Annotated in this window: 15 protein-coding genes and 1 pseudogene; 6 read left to right on the top strand and 10 right to left on the bottom strand. The window is 68.6% G+C overall.

Annotated features, from left to right (window positions below):
• Position 1: 1 nt before the first annotated feature.
• Together C5E10_RS06540 and C5E10_RS06535 are read right to left on the bottom strand one after the other, a co-directional pair.
• On the bottom strand, positions 2-1,879 hold the full coding sequence (locus tag C5E10_RS06540) for an ABC transporter ATP-binding protein (protein WP_104330949.1): 1,878 nt from the start codon (positions 1,877-1,879) through the stop codon (positions 2-4).
• 71 nt (positions 1,880-1,950) lie between these two features.
• Positions 1,951-3,162: a cysteine desulfurase family protein gene (locus C5E10_RS06535; RefSeq protein ID WP_104330948.1), complete on the bottom strand. Its 1,212-nt coding sequence runs from the start codon at positions 3,160-3,162 to the stop codon at positions 1,951-1,953.
• Between the two features lie 120 nt (positions 3,163-3,282).
• Between C5E10_RS06535 and glgX the strand changes: the two genes are divergently transcribed.
• The 3 genes from glgX to glgB all read left to right on the top strand — a co-directional run bounded on the left by glgX (position 3,283) and on the right by glgB (position 10,010).
• Positions 3,283-5,415, top strand: a complete 2,133-nt coding sequence (glgX, locus tag C5E10_RS06530; RefSeq protein ID WP_104330947.1) for a glycogen debranching protein GlgX — start codon at positions 3,283-3,285, stop codon at positions 5,413-5,415.
• Between the two features lie 191 nt (positions 5,416-5,606).
• Complete coding sequence (locus C5E10_RS06525) at positions 5,607-7,748, top strand: alpha-1,4-glucan--maltose-1-phosphate maltosyltransferase (protein ID WP_104330946.1); 2,142 nt, start codon at positions 5,607-5,609, stop codon at positions 7,746-7,748.
• A 57-nt stretch (positions 7,749-7,805) separates the two neighbouring features.
• Positions 7,806-10,010 (top strand): 1,4-alpha-glucan branching protein GlgB, encoded by a 2,205-nt coding sequence (glgB, locus tag C5E10_RS06520; RefSeq protein ID WP_104330945.1) that lies wholly within the window; start codon positions 7,806-7,808, stop codon positions 10,008-10,010.
• A gap of 78 nt (positions 10,011-10,088) precedes the next feature.
• Here the strand turns inward: glgB and C5E10_RS06515 are convergent, their stop codons facing one another.
• Both C5E10_RS06515 and C5E10_RS06510 read right to left on the bottom strand, forming a co-directional pair.
• Positions 10,089-11,072, bottom strand: a complete 984-nt coding sequence (locus tag C5E10_RS06515; protein WP_104330944.1) for a tetratricopeptide repeat protein — start codon at positions 11,070-11,072, stop codon at positions 10,089-10,091.
• The gene (locus C5E10_RS06510) at positions 11,065-13,419 is read right to left on the bottom strand and encodes a hypothetical protein (protein WP_104330943.1); all 2,355 of its coding nucleotides are present in this window, start codon (positions 13,417-13,419) and stop codon (positions 11,065-11,067) included. The genes C5E10_RS06515 and C5E10_RS06510 overlap by 8 nt, the downstream gene beginning before the upstream one ends.
• Positions 13,420-13,751: 332 nt before the next feature.
• Here C5E10_RS06510 and C5E10_RS06505 point away from each other — a divergent pair, with 332 nt between their 5' ends.
• The 3 genes and pseudogenes from C5E10_RS06505 to C5E10_RS19550 all read left to right on the top strand — a co-directional run bounded on the left by C5E10_RS06505 (position 13,752) and on the right by C5E10_RS19550 (position 17,465).
• A complete protein-coding gene (locus C5E10_RS06505; RefSeq protein ID WP_181062675.1) occupies positions 13,752-15,251 on the top strand; it encodes a DivIVA domain-containing protein in 1,500 nt (499 codons plus the stop codon).
• Between the two features lie 84 nt (positions 15,252-15,335).
• A complete protein-coding gene (locus tag C5E10_RS06500) occupies positions 15,336-16,382 on the top strand; it encodes an AI-2E family transporter (protein ID WP_104330941.1) in 1,047 nt (348 codons plus the stop codon).
• A gap of 46 nt (positions 16,383-16,428) precedes the next feature.
• Positions 16,429-17,465, top strand: a pseudogene (locus C5E10_RS19550) (putative zinc-binding metallopeptidase).
• Here C5E10_RS19550 and C5E10_RS06490 read toward each other — a convergent pair.
• The 6 genes from C5E10_RS06490 to C5E10_RS06465 all read right to left on the bottom strand — a co-directional run bounded on the left by C5E10_RS06490 (position 17,437) and on the right by C5E10_RS06465 (position 21,535).
• Complete coding sequence (locus C5E10_RS06490; RefSeq protein WP_104330940.1) at positions 17,437-18,195, bottom strand: alpha/beta hydrolase; 759 nt, start codon at positions 18,193-18,195, stop codon at positions 17,437-17,439. The pseudogene C5E10_RS19550 and the gene C5E10_RS06490 overlap by 29 nt on opposite strands.
• On the bottom strand, positions 18,192-18,548 hold the full coding sequence (locus C5E10_RS06485) for a hypothetical protein (protein ID WP_258071021.1): 357 nt from the start codon (positions 18,546-18,548) through the stop codon (positions 18,192-18,194). Before C5E10_RS06485 ends, C5E10_RS06490 begins: the two co-directional genes overlap by 4 nt.
• A 107-nt stretch (positions 18,549-18,655) precedes the next feature.
• On the bottom strand, positions 18,656-19,408 hold the full coding sequence (locus C5E10_RS18830; RefSeq protein WP_146080180.1) for a transglycosylase SLT domain-containing protein: 753 nt from the start codon (positions 19,406-19,408) through the stop codon (positions 18,656-18,658).
• A gap of 130 nt (positions 19,409-19,538) precedes the next feature.
• Positions 19,539-20,189 carry a transglycosylase family protein gene (locus tag C5E10_RS06475; protein ID WP_104330939.1) on the bottom strand — a complete coding sequence of 217 codons (651 nt, stop codon included), beginning with the start codon at positions 20,187-20,189 and terminating at the stop codon, positions 19,539-19,541.
• A gap of 82 nt (positions 20,190-20,271) precedes the next feature.
• Positions 20,272-20,880, bottom strand: coding sequence for a hypothetical protein (locus tag C5E10_RS19520; RefSeq protein ID WP_104330938.1), 609 nt, complete (start codon positions 20,878-20,880; stop codon positions 20,272-20,274).
• 94 nt (positions 20,881-20,974) lie between these two features.
• The gene (locus C5E10_RS06465) at positions 20,975-21,535 is read right to left on the bottom strand and encodes a DivIVA domain-containing protein (protein WP_374953083.1); all 561 of its coding nucleotides are present in this window, start codon (positions 21,533-21,535) and stop codon (positions 20,975-20,977) included.
• Positions 21,536-21,565: the final 30 nt, after the last annotated feature.

Genomic DNA, 21,565 nt, shown 5'->3' with positions numbered 1-21,565 from the left:
ATCAGGACTCGAGCTCGGGCTCGACGTCGGTGCGCTGCTCCTCGTGGAGCGCGGCGTAGAGCCCGCCGCCGGCCATGAGCTCTGCGTGGCTGCCACGCTCGACGATGCGGCCCTCGTCGAGGACGCAGATCACATCGGCATCCTTCACCGTCGAGAGGCGGTGCGCGATGGCGAGCACCGTGCGCCCACGCGATGCGGCGTCCAGGGCACGCTGCACGAATCGCTCGGACCGTGTATCCAGAGCACTGGTCGCCTCGTCGAGGACCAGGACGGCCGGGTCCTTCAGGAGAACTCGCGCGATGGCGACGCGCTGCTTCTCACCTCCGGAGAGCCGGTACCCGCGCTCCCCCACCAGCGTCTCGTACCCATCGGGGAACTTCGAGATGGTCTCGTGGATGTTGGCCTGCCGGCACGCATCCTCGATCTCCGCCTGCGTCGCCTCGGGCTTCGCGAAGCGCAGATTCTCTGCGATCGACGCGTGGAACAGGTAGCTCTCCTGGCTCACGATGCCCGTGTTGGCGATGAGCGCGTCGTGGTCGAGGTCTCGCACGTCGGTGCCGGCGAACCTCACGGCCCCGGATGACGCCTCGTAGAGCCGCGGCACCAGGTAGCCGATGGTCGTCTTCCCGGCACCGCTCGGCCCGACGAACGCGACGAACTCACCGGGGCGGACCGTGAACGAGACGTCGTCGAGCGTCGGGGCGGCGTCGGTCTCGGCGTCCGGGTAGCGGAACGACACGTGCTCGAACGTCACCTCGCCGAGCTTCGACTCGTCCAGGGGCGTCGGCGACGGCGACGGCGTGATGGCGGGAGCCAGATCGAGGTACTCGAAGATCCGGGCGAAAAGCGCCTTCGACGTCTGCACCTCGAGACCGATGCGCATGAGTCCGATGAGCGGCATCGTGAGTCTCGTCTGCACCGTCGTGAAGGCGACGATCGCACCGGCCGTGAGGTCGACGCCACCCGTGATGAGGTAGGCGGCGACGATGTAGACGGCCGCGGGAACAAGCGAGAACACGATCGACACGAACGCGAAGAAGCTCTGCCCGCTCATGGTCTGCTTGACCTGCAGGCCGATCTGCTTGAGGTTCTCAGCGCGATACCGCTGCCCCTCGGCTTCCTCGCGGCCGAACGACTTCGCGAGCAGGATGCCGGAGACGCTCAGCGACTCCTGCGTGATCGCGGTCATCTCGGAGAGCGACTCCTGCGTCTTCGTCGCGATCCGGGCACGCACCTGGCCGACCCGACGCTGCGCCCAGACGAGGGCGGGCATGAGCACGAAGGCGATGATCGTGAGCTGCCACGAGAGCAGCGCCATCGCGACGACGGCTGCGAGGACGGTGACGATGTTCCCGACGACGCTCGTGATCATCGACTGCAGGGTGGATGCGACGCCGCCGACGTCGTTCTGCAGGCGGGACTGGATGACGCCGGTCTTCGTGCGCGTGAAGAACGCGAGCTCCATGCGCTGGAGGTGCTCGAAGAGCCGCACGCGGAGGTCGCCCATGACCGAGTTGCCGACGCTGGCCGTGAAGTAGGTCTGCACGACCCCGAGCGCGCTCGAGGCGACCCACAGCAGCGCCATGAGCCCGACGATCTTCCACAGCTCGCCGATGTTCGGCCCCGCTCCATCGGGCGGGAACAGGCCGACATCGAACGCCTGCTCGGTGAGCAGCGGAGGCAGCACCGAGATGGCGGCGGTGACGAGCACCAGCGCCAGCGCGATGGCGATCTTCCGCCGGTACGGCGAGAACAGCCGGATGACCCGCTGCCACAGGTCGTCGATCTGTGGGGCCTGCTCGTTCGCCGCGCGGAGCACGGACTCATCGCGCACGCGGCCTCCGGCAGGGGGCCCGCCTCCAGCGCCTCGCATCGTCATGGCGTCAGCGTAGGCGCATCCGCCGACTCTGAGGCGAGAGCCGAGGCCTGCCCAGCGGAGACGACTCGAAACTAGACGGCGCGGTCGGAGAAACCGGCCGTGCGCGCCTGCTCCACGATCCGCGGCAGCACTGCGAGGAGGGCGTCGATGTCCGCAGCGGATGTCGAGGCGCCCAGGGTGAAGCGGAGCGCGCTGAGCGCGGCACGCTCGTCGAGGCCCATGCCGAGCAGCACGTGAGACGGCTCCGCGATGCCGGCCTGGCAGGCCGAGCCCGTCGAGACGGAGAACCCTGCCATGTCGAGCAGGAAGAGCAGCGAGTCGCCCTGGCAGCCGTTGAAGGTGACGTGGACGTTCCCGGGCACTCTCGCCCGGACCTCCACGCCGCGATCGACGAGCGTGCCATCGAGCCGTGCCCCTCGGAGCTGCGCACCCGGAATGCGCTCGAGGCCCTCCGAGAGCCGCAGCGCGAGGCCGTCGAGGCGCGCACCCTCCGCAGCCATACGCGTCATAGCGGCATCGGTGGCCGCCGCGAAGGCGAGCGCCGCCGGCACGTCCTGGGTGCCCGAGCGCACACCCCGCTGCTGCCCTCCCCCGTGGATGAGCGCCTCGACCGTGTGGGCGCGCGCGAGGGCGAGCGCCCCCATCGCGACGGGCCCGCCGATCTTGTGCGCGGAGACGCTGAGCGCCGCGACGCCGAGATCGCGGAGGGAGACGGGAATGTGCCCGAACGCCGCGACTGCGTCGACGTGCACGGGAATCCCCTGCTCGTTCGCGAGCTCGGCGAGCGCACGCACGGGCTGCACCGAGCCCACCTCGTTGTTCGCGAGGATGACCGTGACCAGGGCGATCTCGTCCGCGTGCTCGCGCATCCGCGCTGCCGCGACCTCGAGATCGACGAGGCCGGCTCCGTCGACAGGCAGCCAGTCGATCACCGCTCCCTCGTGCGCGGCGAGCCATTCGAGCGCATCCACCGTCGCATGGTGCTCACCGCGAGGCGCCAGGACGCGCGTGCGGGTGGGCCGCTGCCGCAGTCGGGACCAGTAGAGGCCCTTGACGCCGAGATTGATGGCCTCGGTACCGCCAGAGGTGAACACCACCTCGATGGGGTCTGCGCCGAGCGCGGAAGCGACGCGCTCTCGTGCCCCCTCGAGCATCCGCTTCGCCGCCTGCCCGTGGCCGTGAATCGACGACGGATTCCCCGTGAGCTCGAGTCCCGCGAGCAGCGCAGCCCTCGCCTCCGGCACCATCGGCGTCGTCGCGGCGTGGTCGAGGTAAACGGCCATTTCGCTCCTCGCCTCACTCTCGACATAGACTTGCGCGATCTGTGCGCACCAGGGCGCACGCATGTGACCAGGAAGCCGCCGGACGGCGCCCGGCCGCTCGATTCGAACAGTTTAGGCCTCATGCCCGATTCCCAGACCCGCTCAGACCTCGGCGTGACCCACCGCCAGGGAATCGCGCGCCTCCGCGTGTTCTCGATGCACGCGACCTCGATGACGCTGTGCCTCGTGGCCGCCGACGGCACGGTCACGCGGACCATCGAGATGGCCAGCATGCCAGGCGGCGTCTGGCAGGCAGAATGCGCCGAGCTCGTGAACGGGCAGCGGTACGCCGTGCGCGCCGACGGGCCGTCGAGCGGAACCAACGCCTTCGACAGGCATCGGCTGCTCGTCGAGCCGTACGCCAGGCAGGTCGCGAACGTCGGCAGCCTGGCCGTTCCGGTCTGGACCGCCCAGGTCGTCGAGTCCGAGCCCTTCGACTGGGGTCAGGTCCGAGCACCGCTCCTCCCCCTCCGCGACGTCGTCGTCTACGAAGCCCACGTCAAGGGATTCACGCAGCTCGCCCCGCACATGCCGGAAGACCTGCGTGGCAGCTACGCCGGCCTCGCGCACGAGGACACGATCGCCTACCTCCAATCGGTCGGGGTCACAGCGGTGGAGCTGCTTCCCGTGCACGCGTTCGCGTCCGAGTCGTTCCTGCGGCGCCAGGGCATGGCGAACTACTGGGGCTACAACACGCTCGGATTCTTCGCCCCGCATGCCGACTACGCCTCCCCCGCCGCCCGTGCGGCTGGCCCGCACGCGATCGCGCGCGAGTTCAAGGGCATGGTCAAGCACCTGCACGCAGCCGGCATCGAGGTGTACCTCGACGTCGTCTACAACCACACCTCCGAGGGTGGCCGCGGCGACGAGACGTCCATGTTCCGCGGCCTCGACAACGCCACCTACTACCGGCACGACATGCACGGCAACCCGGTCGACCAGACCGGCTGCGGCAACTCGCTCGACACGTCGGAGGCGATCGTGCGCGAGCTCATCCTCGACTCGCTCAGGTACTGGGTGGAGGAGTTCCGCATCGACGGCTTCCGCTTCGACCTGGCGGCAACGCTCGGCCGAAATGCGCACCATGCCTTCGAGACGCATCACCCCCTGCTCGAGGCGATCGTCAGCGACGACCGCCTGGCCGAGACGAAGCTCATCGCGGAGCCGTGGGATGTCGGCATGGGCGGCTGGCAGACGGGAAACTTCCCGGAGGACTGGTCGGAGTGGAACGACAGCTTCCGCGACCACGCGCGTTCGTTCTGGGTTCGGGACATCGCCGAGGCGCGCAGCTCCGGCGTGCATCCCGAGGGGGCCGGCGCGTTCAGCACCTCGCTCGCCGGCTCCTCCGACATGTTCAGCGACGACCGCGGGCCCCTCGCCTCCGTCAACTTCGTGACGGCCCACGACGGCTTCACGCTTCGCGATCTCGTCTCCTACAACGTCAAGCACAACCTGCAGAACGCCGAGCTCGGCCGCGACGGGACCGGCGACAACCGCTCCTGGAACTTCGGCGTCGAGGGGCCGAGCGACCGCGGCGACATCGAGGCGCTGCGCAGGCGCTCCATGCGCAACCTCCTCGGCACTCTGCTCCTGAGCGCAGGTGTGCCCATGCTGACGGCGGGCGATGAGGTCGCGCGGTCGCAGAAGGGCAACAACAATCCGTACAACCAGGATTCGCCCCTCACCTGGTTCTCCTGGGAGCTGAGCGAGGTCCAGCTCGCCCAGCTCGCGCACACGCGCAGGCTCATCGAGCTGCGTGGCAAGCACCAGGTGCTGCGTCCGAGCAGCTTCAACCACGGGCACGCGCTCAGCGAGCACGGCACCAGGCGCCGGTGGTTCGACGCGCTCGGCAACCCCATGGGCGACGGCTCCTGGCAGGGGCCAGGCGGGCGAACCCTGCAGGTGCTGCTCGACGCCTACATCCCGGAAGCCGATGCCGACTTCACGGGCGACGCCGAGCTCGTCGACGGGGTGCGGATGCTCACCGACCGTCTCCTGCTCGTCGTGCACGGCAGCGAGGACGACGCGGCGCTCCGCGCGCCAGCCGTCGATGAGATCACCGGGTACCGGCTCCTCTGGGACTCGACGCACGAGCACCCTGACGAGGCGCTCAGCTCGAGTCGCGTGCTCGTCCCAGGTCAGCTCACCGGTCTCGAGGGACCCTCGGTGCAGGTCTACGCCGTCGACGTCGAGCCGGGACACCACCGCATCTAGCCCACGGCGTAGGGGTCGTTCGCATTCCGTGACACGCGAACAGCCCCGATGCGGGTGGGTGTTGGTAGCGTTCGGATGTGGCAACGACACCAGCGTCAGACGACCAGATTCCACCGAGCCGCCCACGTCGGGCAGCCGCGAAGCGAGCGAGCACCTCGCCGAAGCCTGCCCCAGCGGCGCAGGACGCGCCAGTGAGCGCAGCGGCAGCACCCGAGCCCTCCTCGGCCAAGGCGCCAAGGGCGCGCAAGCCGAAGGCTCCAGCGGCGAAGCCGGCAGCAGCCGCGGCCGTCGCGACGGCGCTCCCGCCGACCGGCGACGCCTTCCCGGGCTCCGGCTACGTGCCGGTGATCGGCCGCATCCCCATCCTCGACCTGCAGCCGCAGCTCGTCGACAACCTGTTCCCGACGAAGGGGTACGTAGGCGATGTCGTGCCCTTCTCCTGCGTCGCCTTCCGCGAGGGGCACGACATCATCGGCGTCGAGCTCGTGCTCACCGAGCCAGGCGCGGAGGCCTCGCGTATCCGCATGCAGCCCGGCCCCAAGGGCACCGACTCCTGGCTGGCCGAGGCGCAGGTCACCGCCGCCGGCACCCACGAGTGGTGGGTCGAAGCCTGGAACGACGACTTCGCGACCTGGCAGCACAACGCGGAGATCAAGATCCCCGCCGGTATCGATGTCGACGTCATGCTCGAGCTCGGCGCGATGGTCGTCGACCGTGCGGCCACCAATCCTGAGCTCACCGCGCATCAGAGCGCCGTGCTGCGGGACGCGGCGACCGCGTCGCGCTTCACCTCCCGGTCCGCCTCGTTCCGCCTCGCCTCGCTGCTCGCCGAAGACGTGCTCGAGGTCGTCGAGGCGCACCCCGTCCGCTCCCTCGTGACGCGCTCGGCCAAGCGCAGCATCCAGGTCGACCGCGCGCTGGCCGGAAACGCGGCCTGGTACGAGTTCTTCCCCCGCTCGGAGGGCGCCAGGCAGGCGGCGGACGGCAGCTGGACCTCCGGCACGTTCCGCACCGCCGCCGAGCGCGTGCCTGCGGTCGCGGCCATGAACTTCGACGTGCTCTACGTTCCGCCGATCCACCCGATCGGGCACACCAACCGCAAGGGGCCGAACAACTCCCTCACGACGGAGCCTGGAGACCCGGGCTCCCCGTGGGCGATCGGGTCCGCAGAAGGCGGCCACCGCGACATCCACCCCGACCTGGGCACCGTCGAGGACTTCCGGTACTTCGTCAGCGAGGTCGAGAAGAACGGCATGGAGCTCGCCCTCGACCTCGCCCTGCAGGCGACCCCCGACCACCCGTGGGTGGCTGAGCATCCCGATTGGTTCACGCAGCTGCCGGACGGCAGCATCGCCTACGCCGAGAACCCGCCGAAGAAGTACCAGGACATCTACCCGATCAACTTCGACGGCGACCGCAACGGCCTGTACGCGGAGGTCCTCGACACGGTCGAGTACTGGATCGACCTCGGCGTCAAGATCTTCCGCGTCGACAACCCGCACACGAAGCCCCTGCAGTTCTGGGAGTGGCTGATCCACGAGGTCAACGCCAAGCACCCCGAGGTCATCTTCCTCGCCGAGGCGTTCACCCGACCCGCCATCATGCACGCGCTCGCGAAGGCCGGCTTCCAGCAGTCGTACACCTACTTCACCTGGCGCAACACGAAGACGGAGCTCGAGGAGTACCTCACCGAGGTATCGAAGGAGTCAAGCGACTTCCTTCGCCCGAACTTCTTCGTCAACACACCGGACATCCTCACCGAGTACCTGCAGAAGGGTGGGCGCAACGCCGCGAAGATCCGAGCGATCGTCGCCGCCACCTCCTCCCCCCTGTGGGGGGTCTACGCCGGATTCGAGCTCGCCGAGAACGTGGCCCGCCCCGGCTCGGAGGAGAACATCGACAACGAGAAGTACGAGTTCAAGCAGCGTGACTGGGCGGCCCAGGAAGCGAGCGGCTACTCCCTCGCTCCGCTCCTGACGAAGCTCAACGAGCTGCGGCGCGCCAACCCGGCGCTCCAGCAGCTGCGCAACTTCGAGGTGCAGTTCAGCGACAACGAGAACGTGCTCGTCTTCTCCAAGCACCTGCCCGCCGAGTACGCCCCCGACGGCGTCTCCAACACGGTGATCGTCGCGGTGAACCTCAACCACTCCGGTATCGAGGAGGCGACCGTCTACATCGACCAGACGAAGTTCGGGTTCGCGCCCGACACGGAGTTCGGCGTGGAGGACCTCCTCAGCGGCCACGAATGGGTCTGGGGCGGCGCGAACTACGTGCGCCTCGACCCCTCCACCCTTCCCGCGCACATCCTGCGCGTCAGGCACTCGGCACTCTGACCCGTCGTCCGGTCGCGCCAGGCGGTGCGACCGGACGATCTCGAGAACGGAAACACCATGACCGACGAACTCAAGCCCGCCGCTCCCGCACCGATCGGCGTTCCCGAGGGTGAGCTGCGCTCGGTCGCCGAGGGCACGCACTCCGGCCCGCACGCGATCCTCGGACAGCACCTGCAGGAAGACGGCCGCACGCTCGTCCGAGCGCGTCGCCCTCTCGCGGAGCGTGTCACCGCGATCCTCGAGTCCAGCGGGGAGCGGGTCGAGCTGCAGCACCTCGCCCACGGCATCTGGCAGGGCGCGCACGATCAGGGCCTCGACGACTACCGCATCGAGACGGTCTACAGCGACGGCGTTCCGCACATCGTCGACGACCCCTACCGCTTCCTTCCCGTCGTGGGCGAGGTCGACCAGTTCCTCTTCGGCGAAGGGCGCCATGAGCGCCTCTGGCACGTCTTCGGCGCGCACCACCGCGAGCACTGGGGCACCCACTCCGCCGTCTGGGGCACCTCGTTCGTCGTCTGGGCTCCCCACGCGCAGGCCGTGCGCGTCATCGGCTCGTTCAACGGCTGGGATGGCCGGGCGCACGCCCTGCGCCGCCTCGACGCACTCGGCATCTGGGAGCTCTTCGTACCAGGTGTCACACCGCACGAGACCTACAAGTTCCAGATCCGCACCGCCTCCGGCGACTGGGTCGAGAAGGCAGACCCCCTCGCGCTGCACGCCGAGCAGCCGCCCCAGACCGCGTCGGTCATCGCGAAGCCCAGCACCTACGAGTGGGGCGACGGCGACTGGATGACCTCCCGCGCGCAGAAGGACCCGCACACGGGCCCCATGACCACCTACGAGCTCCACGCCATGTCCTGGCGACCCGGACTCGGCTACCGCGAGCTGGCCGACCAGCTCGTCGAGTACCTCGACGGCCTCGAGTTCACCCACGTGGAGTTCATGCCGCTCTCGGAGCACCCCTTCGGCGGCTCGTGGGGCTACCAGGTCACCGGCTACTACGCTCCCACCTCCCGCCTCGGCTCACCAGACGACCTGCGCTACCTCATCGACCGGCTCCACCAGGCAGGCTACGGCGTCATCATGGACTGGGTGCCCGGCCACTTCCCGAAGGACGGCTTCGGCCTCGCGGAGTTCGACGGCCAGGCGCTCTACGAGCACGCCGACCCTCGCCTGGGCGAGCAGCTCGACTGGGGCACGAAGGTCTTCAACTTCGGTGACTCCCAGGTGCGCAACTTCCTCGTCGCCAATGCGCTGTACTGGCTCGAGGAGTTCCACATCGACGGGCTGCGCGTCGACGCCGTCGCCTCGATCCTCTACCTCGACTACTCGCGCGAGGAGTGGGTGCCGAACATCCACGGCGGGCGCGAGAATCTCGAGGCCATCGCCTTCTTGCAGGAGGTCAACGCGACGGCCTACAAGCTCTACCCCGGTATCGCCATGATCGCCGAGGAGTCGACCAGCTGGGCTGGCGTCACGAAGCCGACCGACTGGGGCGGCCTCGGCTTCGGCCTCAAATGGAACATGGGCTGGATGAACGACAGCCTCAGGTACGTCGAGCGCGACCCCATCTACCGCTCCCACCATCAGGGAGACCTGACCTTCTCGTTCGTGTACGCGTGGAGCGAGCGGTTCCTGCTTCCCATCAGCCACGATGAGGTCGTCCACGGCAAGGGGTCCCTGTACTCGAAGATGCCCGGCGATGAGTGGCAGAAGCTCGCCGGCACGCGCCTCTTCCTGGCGTACCAGTGGGGGCACCCGGGCAAGCAGCTGCTCTTCATGGGGCAGGAGTTCGCGCAGCAGACCGAGTGGAGCGAGTCTCGCGGACTCGACTGGTGGGAGCTCGACAACCCCGGCCACGCGGGCGTCCAGCGTCTCGTGGGAGACCTCAACCGTCTCGCGAAGCACGAGGGCGCGCTCTGGGAGCTCGACGACGACTCGTCAGGCATGGTGTGGCTCAGCGGCGACGACGCGGCGAACAGCGTCCTCGCGTTCGCGCGCCGTGGCTTCGACGGCACTCCGGATGTCGCGATGATCTTCAACTTCTCGAACCAGGCCATCGGCGGCTACCGCCTCGGCCTGCCGCACGCAGGACGCTGGTCGGAGGTGCTCAACACCGACGCGGAGACGTACGCGGGTTCGGGGGCCGGCAACTACGGTTCCGTCACGACCGAGGATGTCGCGTCGCACGGTTTCGCGCAGTCGGCGGCCATCACCCTCCCGCCGCTCGCGGCGGTCTGGCTCAAGTTCGAGGGATAGCAGCCCGGCACGCTCGACGAAGCGAGGCCCGGATGCGATCAGATCGCATCCGGGCCTCGCTCAGTTCACCGGCTCAGGTCAGAACAGCAGGTTCGTGAGCCGTGCCCGCGCAGCCCCCACGCGGGGGTCCGTGACGCCCACGACGAGGAACAGATCGAGCAGGCGCTCGCGCACCGTCGTCTTGCCCTCGGCGTCGAGCTTCGGGAACAGCGTCAGCAGGCGGTCGAATGCGTCGTCGATGTGCCCGCCCGACAGGTCGAGGTCGGCGACGTCGAGCTGCGCATCGAGGTCGTCCGCGTTGGCGGCGCCTCGCTGCCGGATCTCCTCGAGCGTCTTGCCCTGGAGCCGGACGAGGAGCTGCACCTGGGCGAGGCCGGCGCGAGCCTCGTCGTCGGCGGGGCGCTCAGCGAGGGCGCGCTCGTAGGCGTCGATGGCTGCGGGATAGTCTCCACGCTCGAGCGCCTCGAAGGCTTCGGCGTGCAGCGGCGGGAGCGGCGGTGCGGCAGGCTCGGCCTGCGCCTCCGCCTCGGCCTCGGGTGCTGCATCGACTGCGACGTGGCCCGTGAGCCCCTGCTGGGCCGCGACCTGGAGGATCTCGCCGACGATCTGCGTGATCTGCTCCTGGGGCGGGTTTCCGGAGAAGAGTTGCAATGGCCGACCGCCGATGATGGCGATGACCTGCGGCTGCTGCCCGAGCTGCGGATGCGCGTCCAGGTCGACGCGCACGAGCACGATGCGTCCTTCCGCGCTGCGGACGATGTTCGCGAGCACGGGCGAGAGGGCCTGCGCATCACTCGACCAGGCGGCGTGCATCTCGACGATGACGGGTAGGAACTGCGAGAGCTGCATGAACTGCTCGAGCGTCTGCTCGTCGGCATCGACCACGACGTCCGGCAGCGTCGCCACCGGCTCGCCGGCCGCTGGCTGCGTGGGCTGTCCGGGAGCGCCGGCTGCCGGAGCGCCGGGCTCCTGACCTGCCGGCGTGTTCGCACGCTGGACGAGCGAGGAGAGATCAACGGCTCCGTAGAGACTTGCTGGGTTGAGTGGAGGGGTTTCAGCCATAGGTAACCTCGTTGGCGTTGAGCTGGCGTGCGCCGGTCATGGTGTTGGCGTAGCCGAGCAGTTGGACTGCGCCGCCTGTCGCTTCAGACGGCACGTAGAACATGAGCTGGTTGGTGTAGAGCGTCTCGAATCCAAGTGACGAGGAGCTGGCACCTGCAAGAGCGGCGGTGCGCCCTTGAACGCTCAGCGTCGCGAGCTGCGTCCGCGCGCTCAGCTTCTCGACCTCCTCGATGGAGACCGCGATGATCGCTCCCCCGTCGAGCGTCTGCACTCCGAAGGGAGGATCGTCGCTCGCCCGTGTCTGGAATTCGATCCGCGCCGCGTTCGCGTCGATCTCGCCCGAGACCGTTGCCCTGGCATCGGCGATCTGGGTGCGAAGGGAATCTCCGTCGGGAGAGAAGAGCGCGGCGAACTGCGAGCCGTCCCCGTTGCTGATGACGTCGGCGTACGCCGCGGCGAGTTCCTCGGGGGCGATGACAAGCGGCTGCGCAAGACCGTCGATGCCGGGGGCCCCGATCTCGACGGGGGCCGCCTCGGGCAGAGTCACGTCGGGGGTGAGCTGCACGATGGATGCCACCTTGTAGCCGTCGCGAGCCGACGACTGCGTGAGCATCATGCCGAACGGTGCCGTCGGCGTCTCTCCGCCGGCTTCACGAACCACGAAGATCGACTTCGGCCAGGCCTCCGAGGCCTGCGGTACGGCGTAGACGATCTCGCCGGTGGGGAAGGCCGCGGGACCCGGCAGCGCGTTGTCGGCGGCCTTCGCCTGGTACTCGGCAGCGCGCTCCTGGTAGGCGGCCTGGGTGAATCTGGGCGCCAGCCCGTCCGCGTTGTTGGCGGCATCGGCTTCCTGGGCGAGCTTGGCTGCGTCGTCGAGGATCTCCGTGAGCTGCTGCGCGTTCACCGCGGGGAGTGCCTCGCCTTCGGTGAGAAGCGCCTGGTCGATCGAGGAGGTCGGCGTCGGCGTCGTCGGCGCGCTCGTCGACCCGCCGAACTGCTCTGGCCAGAAGTCGGCGGAGCATCCGGAGAGCGCGATCGATCCGACGAGCAGCACCGGGATGAGCCTGAAGAGTCGCTTCGGGGCCTGGCTCCGGTCGCGACCCCGGGGTCGACGCCACTGCTGGGGCTCAGCAGCGGGCGCGTCGCCGGATGGTGCGGTCGCATCGGGACCGGGTGCACCGCCAGCGGGAGGCTCCCCGCCCCCGGTGGAATCGTCATCCGGCTCGTCTGCGTCCGGCTTGTCTGCGTCGTTGTCCATTGGAGGCGCTGCCGGCTCAGCCGGGGCGGCGCCCGCATCGGACGACGTCGCTTCTTCCTGGCCGCTCCAGCTGAACGGGTCGTCGACCGCCGGAGCATCCGGTGCGCCAGGTGCCGGGTTCGATGCTGGTGCCTCGGCGCTCGGGGCACGGAAGGAGGGGAAGGCGGCAGCCTGGGGCTGCTGATCCTCCGCGTCGACGGTGGCCGGTGGTGCCCAGCTGGGCACGGCTTCATCGACCGGCCGGAAGCGTTCGTGGTCTGCCTCGGCTGTTCGCACGTCTTCTTCAGAGAGCCGGACCGATTCGGCCACGACGCTCTGCGACTGCTCGATCGGATCGACCTCGGACGAGTCGAGCCCATCGTTCGCTGCCTGCGTCGAACCCTCGAAGGAGAACGCCGGCGTGGCCGCGGTTGCCCCGTCAGCGGCGGGAACGGCGACCGGGATCTCGGAGTCGACCTCTTCGCGAGCCTGTCGTTGCGGCTTCGAGCGGCGGCGCATGCTGAGCAGCGCCCAGAGCAGCAGGCCGAGCGAGATCAGCAGCAGGACTCCGCCGCCGAGCAGCAGTGGACCGGCCATGGGCGCGCGTCCGTCGAGCGGCCAGGAGATGGAGACCTCGTTGGGCGCGGAGGCTTCTCCGTCCGACTGGACGAGCAGGGCGAAGCCGACGGGAAGCGTCTGCTGCATCTCGAGCTGGCCCTCCCCCTCGTACTCCTCGAACCAGAGGTCGTTGCCGAGGATGTTGGGGGCCGTCGTCTCATCCGGCGAGGCCTCGCCCGGCGTGAAGACCAGGGCTCCGCTCGTGTCGTCGAGGGTGACGATTTCGTGCTGCGTCGTGCCGACCCAGCCTGCGATGTCGGCCTGGCGCCCGATCGCGACGCGAATGGGGCCGTCGCCGCGGATCGTGATGGATTGCGTGCCAGCGTGCTCGATGAGCGTGTCGCTGGGGATGACCAGCAACGGCGACTCCTGGGTCAGCGTGCCCGTCGCGACGACCGTGTCAGCGGCCCTCGCTTCCGTGACCTGCAGCCAGCCGACGACAAGCAGCGCCGCACTTCCGAGAAATGCGATCGCGGCTAGGATGAATCTCACTGAGTGACTCCTTCTCGAGTGATTGCGCCGTGCATCGTTTGTGCGCTCGACGTGCTCCTCTCGCGAGGGTGCCGTCGTCTTCCATGAGGTTCATGGAGACTCTCGACCCTCAATCTAACGCACCGTGCCCGCACTTCCCCTGGAATACGCCGGTTTCGCCCCGGAATTCGGTGTATGCGCCGGCGCCCCCGTCCCGGAAACCGGCGATTTCGCGAGAGATGTCTTCGCCATTCCGCGCCTCATCAGGGCGCTGTTCGAAGCCGCCGTCTAGACTTCAGGACGTGCGCAGGCGGTCGGCGCGCACCTGCACCCTGACTCACGCGGAGGCGTCCTTGGCATTCGACGACATCAACTTCAACACGGCGATGCGCGGTTACAACCGCGAAGAGGTCGACGAGGTCATCAGGTCACTGCGCACGCAGCTCGCCCAGGCCGGCAACCAGGATTCCGGTGCGAGCCGCGAGATCGCGGCGATGCGGACCCGCATCAAGCAGCTCGAGTCCGAGCTCAACGAGGTCGGGAACCCCACCTACTCCGGCCTCGGCACCAAGCTCGCGGGCACGCTCGCGACTGCCGAGCAGCAGGCACAGAAGCTCACCGCCGAAGCGCAACGCGAGGCAGACAAGATCCTCAGCGAAGCGCACAGGAACGCGGCCCGCATCCACCAGGAAGCCAACGATTACGCGGAACGCGTGACTCGGGAAGCGGATGTTCGCGCCTCGCGCGTGCTGAGCGATTCCCGTTCGGAGGCCGACAGCCTCCTGGAGAACGCGAAGCAGGAAGCCGATCTCACGCGGACCAACCAGGAGCGCGAGATCGACACGGTCAAGGACCAGGTCACGACCGAGCTGCGTGAGCTGCGGCACTCGACCGACCTCGAGATCAGCGCGCTGCGCGCATCGGTCGACGAGGAGCTGGCCACGAAGCGCCAGGCCGTGGAGAACGAGATCGCCGAGTCTGCCGCTCGCCTCGCCGAGCGGCAGCGGGAGATGGAGAAGGTCCGTGCCGACTTCGAGCGCGAAGCCGCAGCTCGTCGCACGCAGATGGAGCATGAGCAGGAGGCGGAGCGCCAGGCCGCGAAGGGTGAGCTCGACGCGCTCCGCGAGGGTTCGGTGCGGGAGATGAACGCGAAGCGCACGGAACTCGACGTCGAGCTCTCGAAGCGTCGCAACGCGTTCGAGCAGCAGCTTGTCGCCGCCGGTCGCAAGGCGGAGGCCGCCGCGAAGAAGCTCATCGACGACGCGACCGAGCAGCTCGCCGACCTCAACCAGCGCAGCGAGCAGGTTCGACGCGAAGCGGGCAAGATCATGGCCGATGCGCGGCGCCGCGCGCAGGAGACGCAGGACCAGGCGGAGCGCAAGGCAGCCGACCTGCTCGAGACCAGCAACAAGCAGGCTCGCGAGCGCAACACCGAGGTCGAGCAGCACACCCAGAGCCTGCTCGACAACGCCGAGCAGCGCCTCTCGGAGCTCCGCGAGGAGCGGGACCAGGTGCAGAACTACCTCGACCAGCTCAAGCGGGCCTTCTCGCGCACCGACTTCAGCCTTCCCGAGGCCGACGAGCAGATCACGAAGCGCCCCGCCACTGACAACGCCGAGGCGGCAGCATCGGGCACCGACGACGGCGCCGAAGCGCACGCCTTCGCGCTCTCGAGCAGCGGCTCGCAGCAGGAGCCTGAGGCTGGGGCCGACGACGAGAGCGCGACCTCCGAGACGTCAAGCGAGCGCTCCGAAGAGAGCACCTCCAAGGAAGAGCCCGTCCCCGCTCAGGCCGCGGGCCAGGGCGGCGGACAGAACCCGAGCCAGAAGCGCGGAGGTCCGCGCCAGCGGTAGGCCCAGCGTGCCATCTCGACCCGCCCCGCGCGTCTAGACTCGGATCCCGACCATCGGCCGGGATCCGATCAGGGGGAACACCGCATGCGCATCGAGAATCCGTTCAGGCTCGGCTTCGTCGCGACGGTCGGCGTGCTCGTAGCCCTTGTCCTCGGTGGCATGATCGCCTCGCTGAGCACGATCCTCACGTACATCGGTGCGGCACTGTTCCTGGCGCTCGGCTTCGAGCCGATCATCGCGTTCCTGGAGCGCCACCGCTGGCCCAGGTGGGCGGCCATCATCTCCTCGCTGGGCGGCGCCGCCCTCGCCCTCGGTCTCGTCGTGTGGGCGCTCATCCCGAGCATCTCGACCCAGGTCGAGCAGCTCTCGGTGCGCTACACGTCGATCGTGAACGACCTCGCGGGCTCGAACGTCATCGAGTGGGTCGACGAGCGCTTCCCTGATCTCCAGGCTCAGGAGTTCGTGACCGACGCGCTCGAGTGGCTGCGCAACAACCTCGCCGCGATCGGCGGCGGCGTGCTCGAGGTCGGCTTCGGCATCGTGAATGCCTTCTTCGGGGTGCTCATCGTCTTCATCCTCATGCTCTACTTCGTCTCGAGCATGAACAGCATCAAGCGCGGCTTCTACCAGCTCCTGCCGGCCTCCCGCCGGGCCCGCACCGCCGAGCTGACCGAGCAGATCACGGCGTCCGTCGGCAAGTTCGTCCTCGGGCAGCTCGCGCTCGGCCTCGCGAACGGGATCCTGTCCTTCACGTTCCTCTCCATCATCGGCGCCTCGATGCCCGCCGTCTTCGCCATCATCGCCTTCCTCGGCTCGCTCATCCCCCTCGTGGGAACGCTGTCGGCGTCGATCATCATCGTCGTGCTGCAGCTGGCGCTCATGCCCGTCGACAGCAGCGTGTGGTGGATGGCCGCCATCTACTACGTCGTCTACATGCAGGTCGAGGCCTACGTCATCAGCCCTCGCATCATGAGCTCGGCCGTGCAGGTACCCGGCGCCATCGTGGTCATCGCCGCGCTCACGGGAGGCACGCTCCTGGGGCTCCTCGGTGCTCTCGTCGCGATCCCGATCGCGGCGGCCATCCTCCTCATCGTCAAGGAAGTCTGGATACCGGCGCAGAACGAGCGCTAGCCCCACTGCGGCGCAGGCCGAGCGTGGCACGGCCCGTTCTCCACCTATGATTCGAGGCGTGCAGAGCATCCAGTGCCCCCGTTGCGCCTCGCTCGTCATGCTCGAGTCACTGTCGTGCGACGCCTGTGCGACGCCGATCGCGTTCCACGACGAGACGCAGGCCTTCGTCGACGTCAGCGGCGGCGCAGTCCTCGTCGACGGCAGGCTGTGGCGGGAGTGCGGCAACCGGAGCTGGCGGTGCAACTGGCTCGTGGAGGACGGCATCGCGACCTCGTCGTGCCTCTCCTGCAGGCTCGTTCGCAAGCGTCCGGAATCCGACGACACCCTCGCGCTCGAGAAGCTGGCAGAGGCGAACGCCGACAAGCGGCGCCTTCTCGCGCAGTGCCTGCACCTCCGCCTCCCCATCGAGAGCTACGCGGAACGCGACGGGGGTCTCGGGTTCGACCTGCTCTCGAGCCGGAGCTCAGGCCAGCGAGTGTCGATCGGCCACGCGAACGGCATCATCACGATCGACCTGGCCGAAACCCTGGATGCACACCGCGAGGCCCTCCGAGTGCGTCTGGGCGAGCCGTACCGGACGCTGCTCGGCCACTTCAGACACGAGATCGGCCACTACTACCAGTCGATCCTGCTCGACGACGAGACGCTCCTCGACGAGTGCCGCGAACTGTTCGGGGACGAGCGCGCGAGCTACCGGGAGGCGCTCGAGCGCCACTACCGCCTGGGCGCCCCGAGGGCTGGTCGGCGTCGTACATCTCCGAGTACGCGACGATGCACCCCTGGGAGGACTTCGCCGAGACCTTCGCGCACTACCTGCACATCCTCGGATCGCTGTGGACCGCCGCCGCTTCGAATGTGGTGCTGCAGCCGGCGACAGCCCCGCTCATCGACTACACGGAGGAGCCCATCGAGCGGGTGCTCGCCGACTGGCACGAGGTCTCGCTGCTCCTGAACCGCTTCAGCAGAGCGATGGGCCAGAACGACCTCTACCCGTTCGTGCTGAACGCCCCCACCGAGGTGAAGCTCGGCTTCATGCACCGGATCGTGACGCGGATCACTCGCCGCTCGGCCACCTCGAGCTGAGCGGAAGCGCACCCGGGTTCGTGCGCTGCACGATCTCCGTCAGCACTCGCTTCGTCTGCTTCTCCCCCACCCACAGGTGTCGGCCGTCGTCGACGGGGACGAGTTCGAGGTTCGGGAGGTGCGCGATACGCTGCGCCGCCTCGTCGGGCTTGAGGAAGTCGTCGTGCTCTGGAACGACCATGACGACCGGGACGCGCGCATCCGCCCAGCGGTCGAGCTCGGCCTGGCTCGTGCGCCGCAGGGGCGGGGACAACAGGATGAGGCCCCTGACGTCCGCATGCTCGTGGCCGTGCTTGAGCGCGAGCTCGGTGCCGAACGACCAGCCGACCAGCCAGGGGTTCGGCAGTCGACGCTCGCGGACGAACGCCATGGCGGCTTCGACATCGGCGCGCTCGGTCTCACCGTCGCCGAACTCGCCATCGCTCGTGCCTCGCGGGGAGCTCGTGCCTCGCGTGTTGAAGCGAAGAACAGCCAGGTCTGCCTGCGCGGGCAGACGCAGCGACGCCTTGCGCAGCACGTGCGAGTCCATGAAGCCGCCCGCGGTGGGCAGGGGGTGCAGGGTGACCAGTGTTGCGACCGGCTCGCGGTCGAGGGGCAGCGCCAGCTCCCCCACGAGCGTCAGTCCGTCACTCGTGTGCAGCTCGATCTCCTCGCGGCGAGCTGGCAGCTCCGTTCCGCTCCGGATCTCGATGGACTCGCCCGCTGCTCGGGCCGTCGATGCATCGGTCATGCCATCCTCCAACAGTGGTTGTGCCAATGGCGGCGGGCCGCCAAGGCGTGCTCGTCTCCGAGGATGCCCTCGGCCCGCCAGACGACAACGTGCGCGACTCCCGCCTCGACGGGGTTGGAGCATCCGGGGCACACGTAGTCCTTGACCGCCCGGACCGCCGAGATCGGCTGCACGGTGTAGGAGACGCCGCGGCGCACCTCCGTGCGGCGCCAGCCGTCGCGCAGACGCTCCAGCTCGTCGGCCTGGCCTCCAGCGCGGTCGGCGGCAGCCTGCTGCCGCTTCGCCGCCCGACCCCCCTTCGTCCTCGGGGACGGATCACCGCTTGGACGGCGGGATCGGTTCGAGCGGGGCATGACAACCATTCTAGGAAGCTCGTGGGAACCGAGCTGACAGACAACGCCGCGTGACCCTGAGGTCACGCGGCGTCGTGTGGCTGAGCCCAGCGGGCTCGAGAAGTGGATCAGTACCAGTTGTTGGCTTCCGAGTGCGCCCACGCGCCGCACGGAGTGCCGTAGCGGCCCTTGATGTAGTCGATTCCCCAGCGGATCTGCGTCTCGGGGTTCGTGCGCCAGTCTGAGCCGTGCGTGGCCATCTTGCTGCCGGGAAGCGACTGGGGGATGCCGTAGGCCCCGGACGAGGGGTTCTCGGCCGCCGCGTTCCAGCCGGACTCACGTTGCCAGAGCTTCTCGAGGCATGCGAACTCGCCAGTGCCCCAGCCCATGGATGCGACGACGTCGGCGGCAACCGCCTTCGAGGTGCCCGGATCGGGCGCGACGTAGTCGGGGCTGCTCTTCGAAGAAGAAGAAGAGGAAGAGGAAGAGGAAGATGAGGAGGAGCTCGACTCTTCCTCGGTCGGCGTCGGAGTGGGGGTCGGCGTCGTCACGACGATGCCGGCCAGATCGTTGTCTCGCGGAGTCGCAGTCGGGGCGGCGGTGCCCTCGTCTTCAACCACTGCGTCGTCACTCGCATCGACGGCGGAGACGAGGCTGACCTCGTATCCCTGGGCTCCCGCGGCGGTCAGGTCTGCAACGCTCGGCGCGATGGCGAGAGCTGGGGAGGCGCCTCCGGCGACACCCGCCTGCAGGATCGCCGTGAGGGCAAGCGCACCGACAGCGGTGCTTGCCGCGATGGGGACGATGATCTTCGCCCGTGAGCGTCGTGCGGCTGTCGGACGCGCTGCTCGCGTCGAGCCTGTGCGCTGCAACGTGGTCATTGATCTCCCGGGGTTGGAACTAGGGACTCACCGAGGATAACGGAATGGTCACGGAATGGCAACGAAAACGGCATCAGTCGCCCGCCGCATCCCGTCGCCGTTCCCCCTGGGAATCCGACCGGTCTGCCGATCAGTAGCAGCTCCACTGCCCCCAGCCGGCCTTCGCCTGCAGCATCTTCGCGCGCATGGTCTGCTCTTCACGAGATGCGTCGGAGGGGAGGCCCGTCCCACCGACGGACTGCCAGGTCGGAATCGAGAACTGGTACAGACCGTAGTAGCCGGCAGGATTGACGGCCTTCGGGTTGTTCGTCGACTCGCACTGCGCGATGCGCGCCAGCGTGGCGTCGATGCTCGGATCCGAGGAGACGTCGGCCTCTTCGTAGGAGGATCCGCCGGATGAGGAGTTCTTGCTCGAGTTCGAGGGGGCGGGCTCGGGCTCGGGCTCCGGCTCGGGCGTCGGGGTCGGGGTCGGCGTGACCACGACGATGCTGGCGATGTCACTCGTGCGGCTCGTGTCCGCCGGTGCCGCATCCACTGCGGAGACGAGGCTCACGGCGTAGCCCTGCGCCCCCGCGGCGGTCAGCTCGTCGACGGATGCGACGGAGACGACTTCGCTCTCGCCATCGCCCTGGGCCCCCAGCTGGACGGTCGCGGTGACCGCGAGGGCAGCGATCGCGATCCCTGCCAGGGTCGGAACGATCACGCGAGCCCCCGCACGTCGGCGGAGGCCTGCGGGCCGTGAGGCCCGCGTCGAGCCGGTGCGGATGGCGGTGGTGGTCATGCGGGTACTCCCAGGTGGTTCGCGGTGGCGAGGTGTTCAGCCGAAGGTGACGCTGCGGTCGTGCCGGGCAGCTTGTCCGAGGTCAATAGGAGCCGTTGTGCTGGTTCCAGGCGGCGCACGGGGTGCCCCACGCTCGGTCGATGTAGTCGATCCCCCACTTGATCTGCGTCAGCGGATTCGTCTTCCAGTCGGCGCCCATCGTGGCGAGCTTCTCGGCGGGCCACGACTGCGGGATGCCGTATGCGCCTGAATCGGAGTTCTCGGCCAGGTAGTTCCAGCCGGATTCCTTCATCCACAGCTTGTCGAGGCAGGACATCTGGTCGGCACCCCAGCCGTACTGGGTCTTGACCATCTCCTCGGTGATCTTCTTGAGCGAGGCAGGGTCGGTCGGCACGACGTCGATGCTGACGCTCGAACCCCGGTCGTCGATGGTGGTCCCCTGCGAGCTCTCCCCCGAGACGGCGAGGACCGCGTAGGCCTGAGCCTGCTCCTGCGACAGCTCCTGGATGCTCGGGCTCAGCGACGCGTCGGCCGAGGCTGTGGCCCCGGCACCCGTGAGGGTGGTCACTGCGATGGCCCCGACTGCGACGACGCCGAGCGCCGATGAGCCGAAGATCGCGGCGCGGCGCCTGGCGCGAGTCTTGCGACGCTGGCGTGCACGCTCTCCGCGAGTTGCAGTGGTTTCCGGCATGGAGCTCCAACCGATGGGCCTAGGGGACCACGCAATCGTAACGGGGAGGTCACGATTTGACAACGCTCAGGCTCAGCTGAGGTGGCAGGTGTACCTAACGAATGGCGAGCATGACGTCGATCACGGCGTCGATGAGCAGGTCGACCTGCGTCTCCTTGTAGCCGTGGCGCTTCGGCGTGAACGCGACCCCGCGGACCTCGCGGAGCGACATGGCGGTTCCACCGCGCAGGAAGTCAGCGAGCCTGCTGGAGAACTCGTCGACCTCCTTGACGTCGTATCCACGCTGCAGGACGGAGACCCGATCGAAGCGCTCGCCGTCTTCGCGACGAAGCCGAGCTAGGACCGCCCGAGCCGTCGTCTTCGTCTCGCGCAGGAAGACATCACGGCCGACCCGGTCGATGTGCTCGTCGCGTTCGCGGATGGCGACGGCGTCCTCGAGACGCTCGAGCGCGGCATCGACGTGCGGGGCGGAGTACCCGCCCTTGCGCATCGTGAACGCCGTGTGGCGGATGCTGCTCGTCGAGAGGCGCTTGCCCTGCGTGCCGTTGTCGAAGTTGTCGTAACGCTGCCGGGCGACGCGGAATGCACGGTCGACCTCTTCGGCGTCGTAGCCGAGGGTGCCACGAGATGCCAGAGGGAATGAAGTGCTGCTCACGCGGACCATTCTGCCGCATCACGGGCGAAC

This window comes from Pseudoclavibacter sp. RFBG4, assembly GCF_002931515.1.
Taxonomy (GTDB): domain Bacteria; phylum Actinomycetota; class Actinomycetes; order Actinomycetales; family Microbacteriaceae; genus Pseudoclavibacter.
This window is presented reverse-complemented; position numbering and strand designations above follow the sequence as displayed.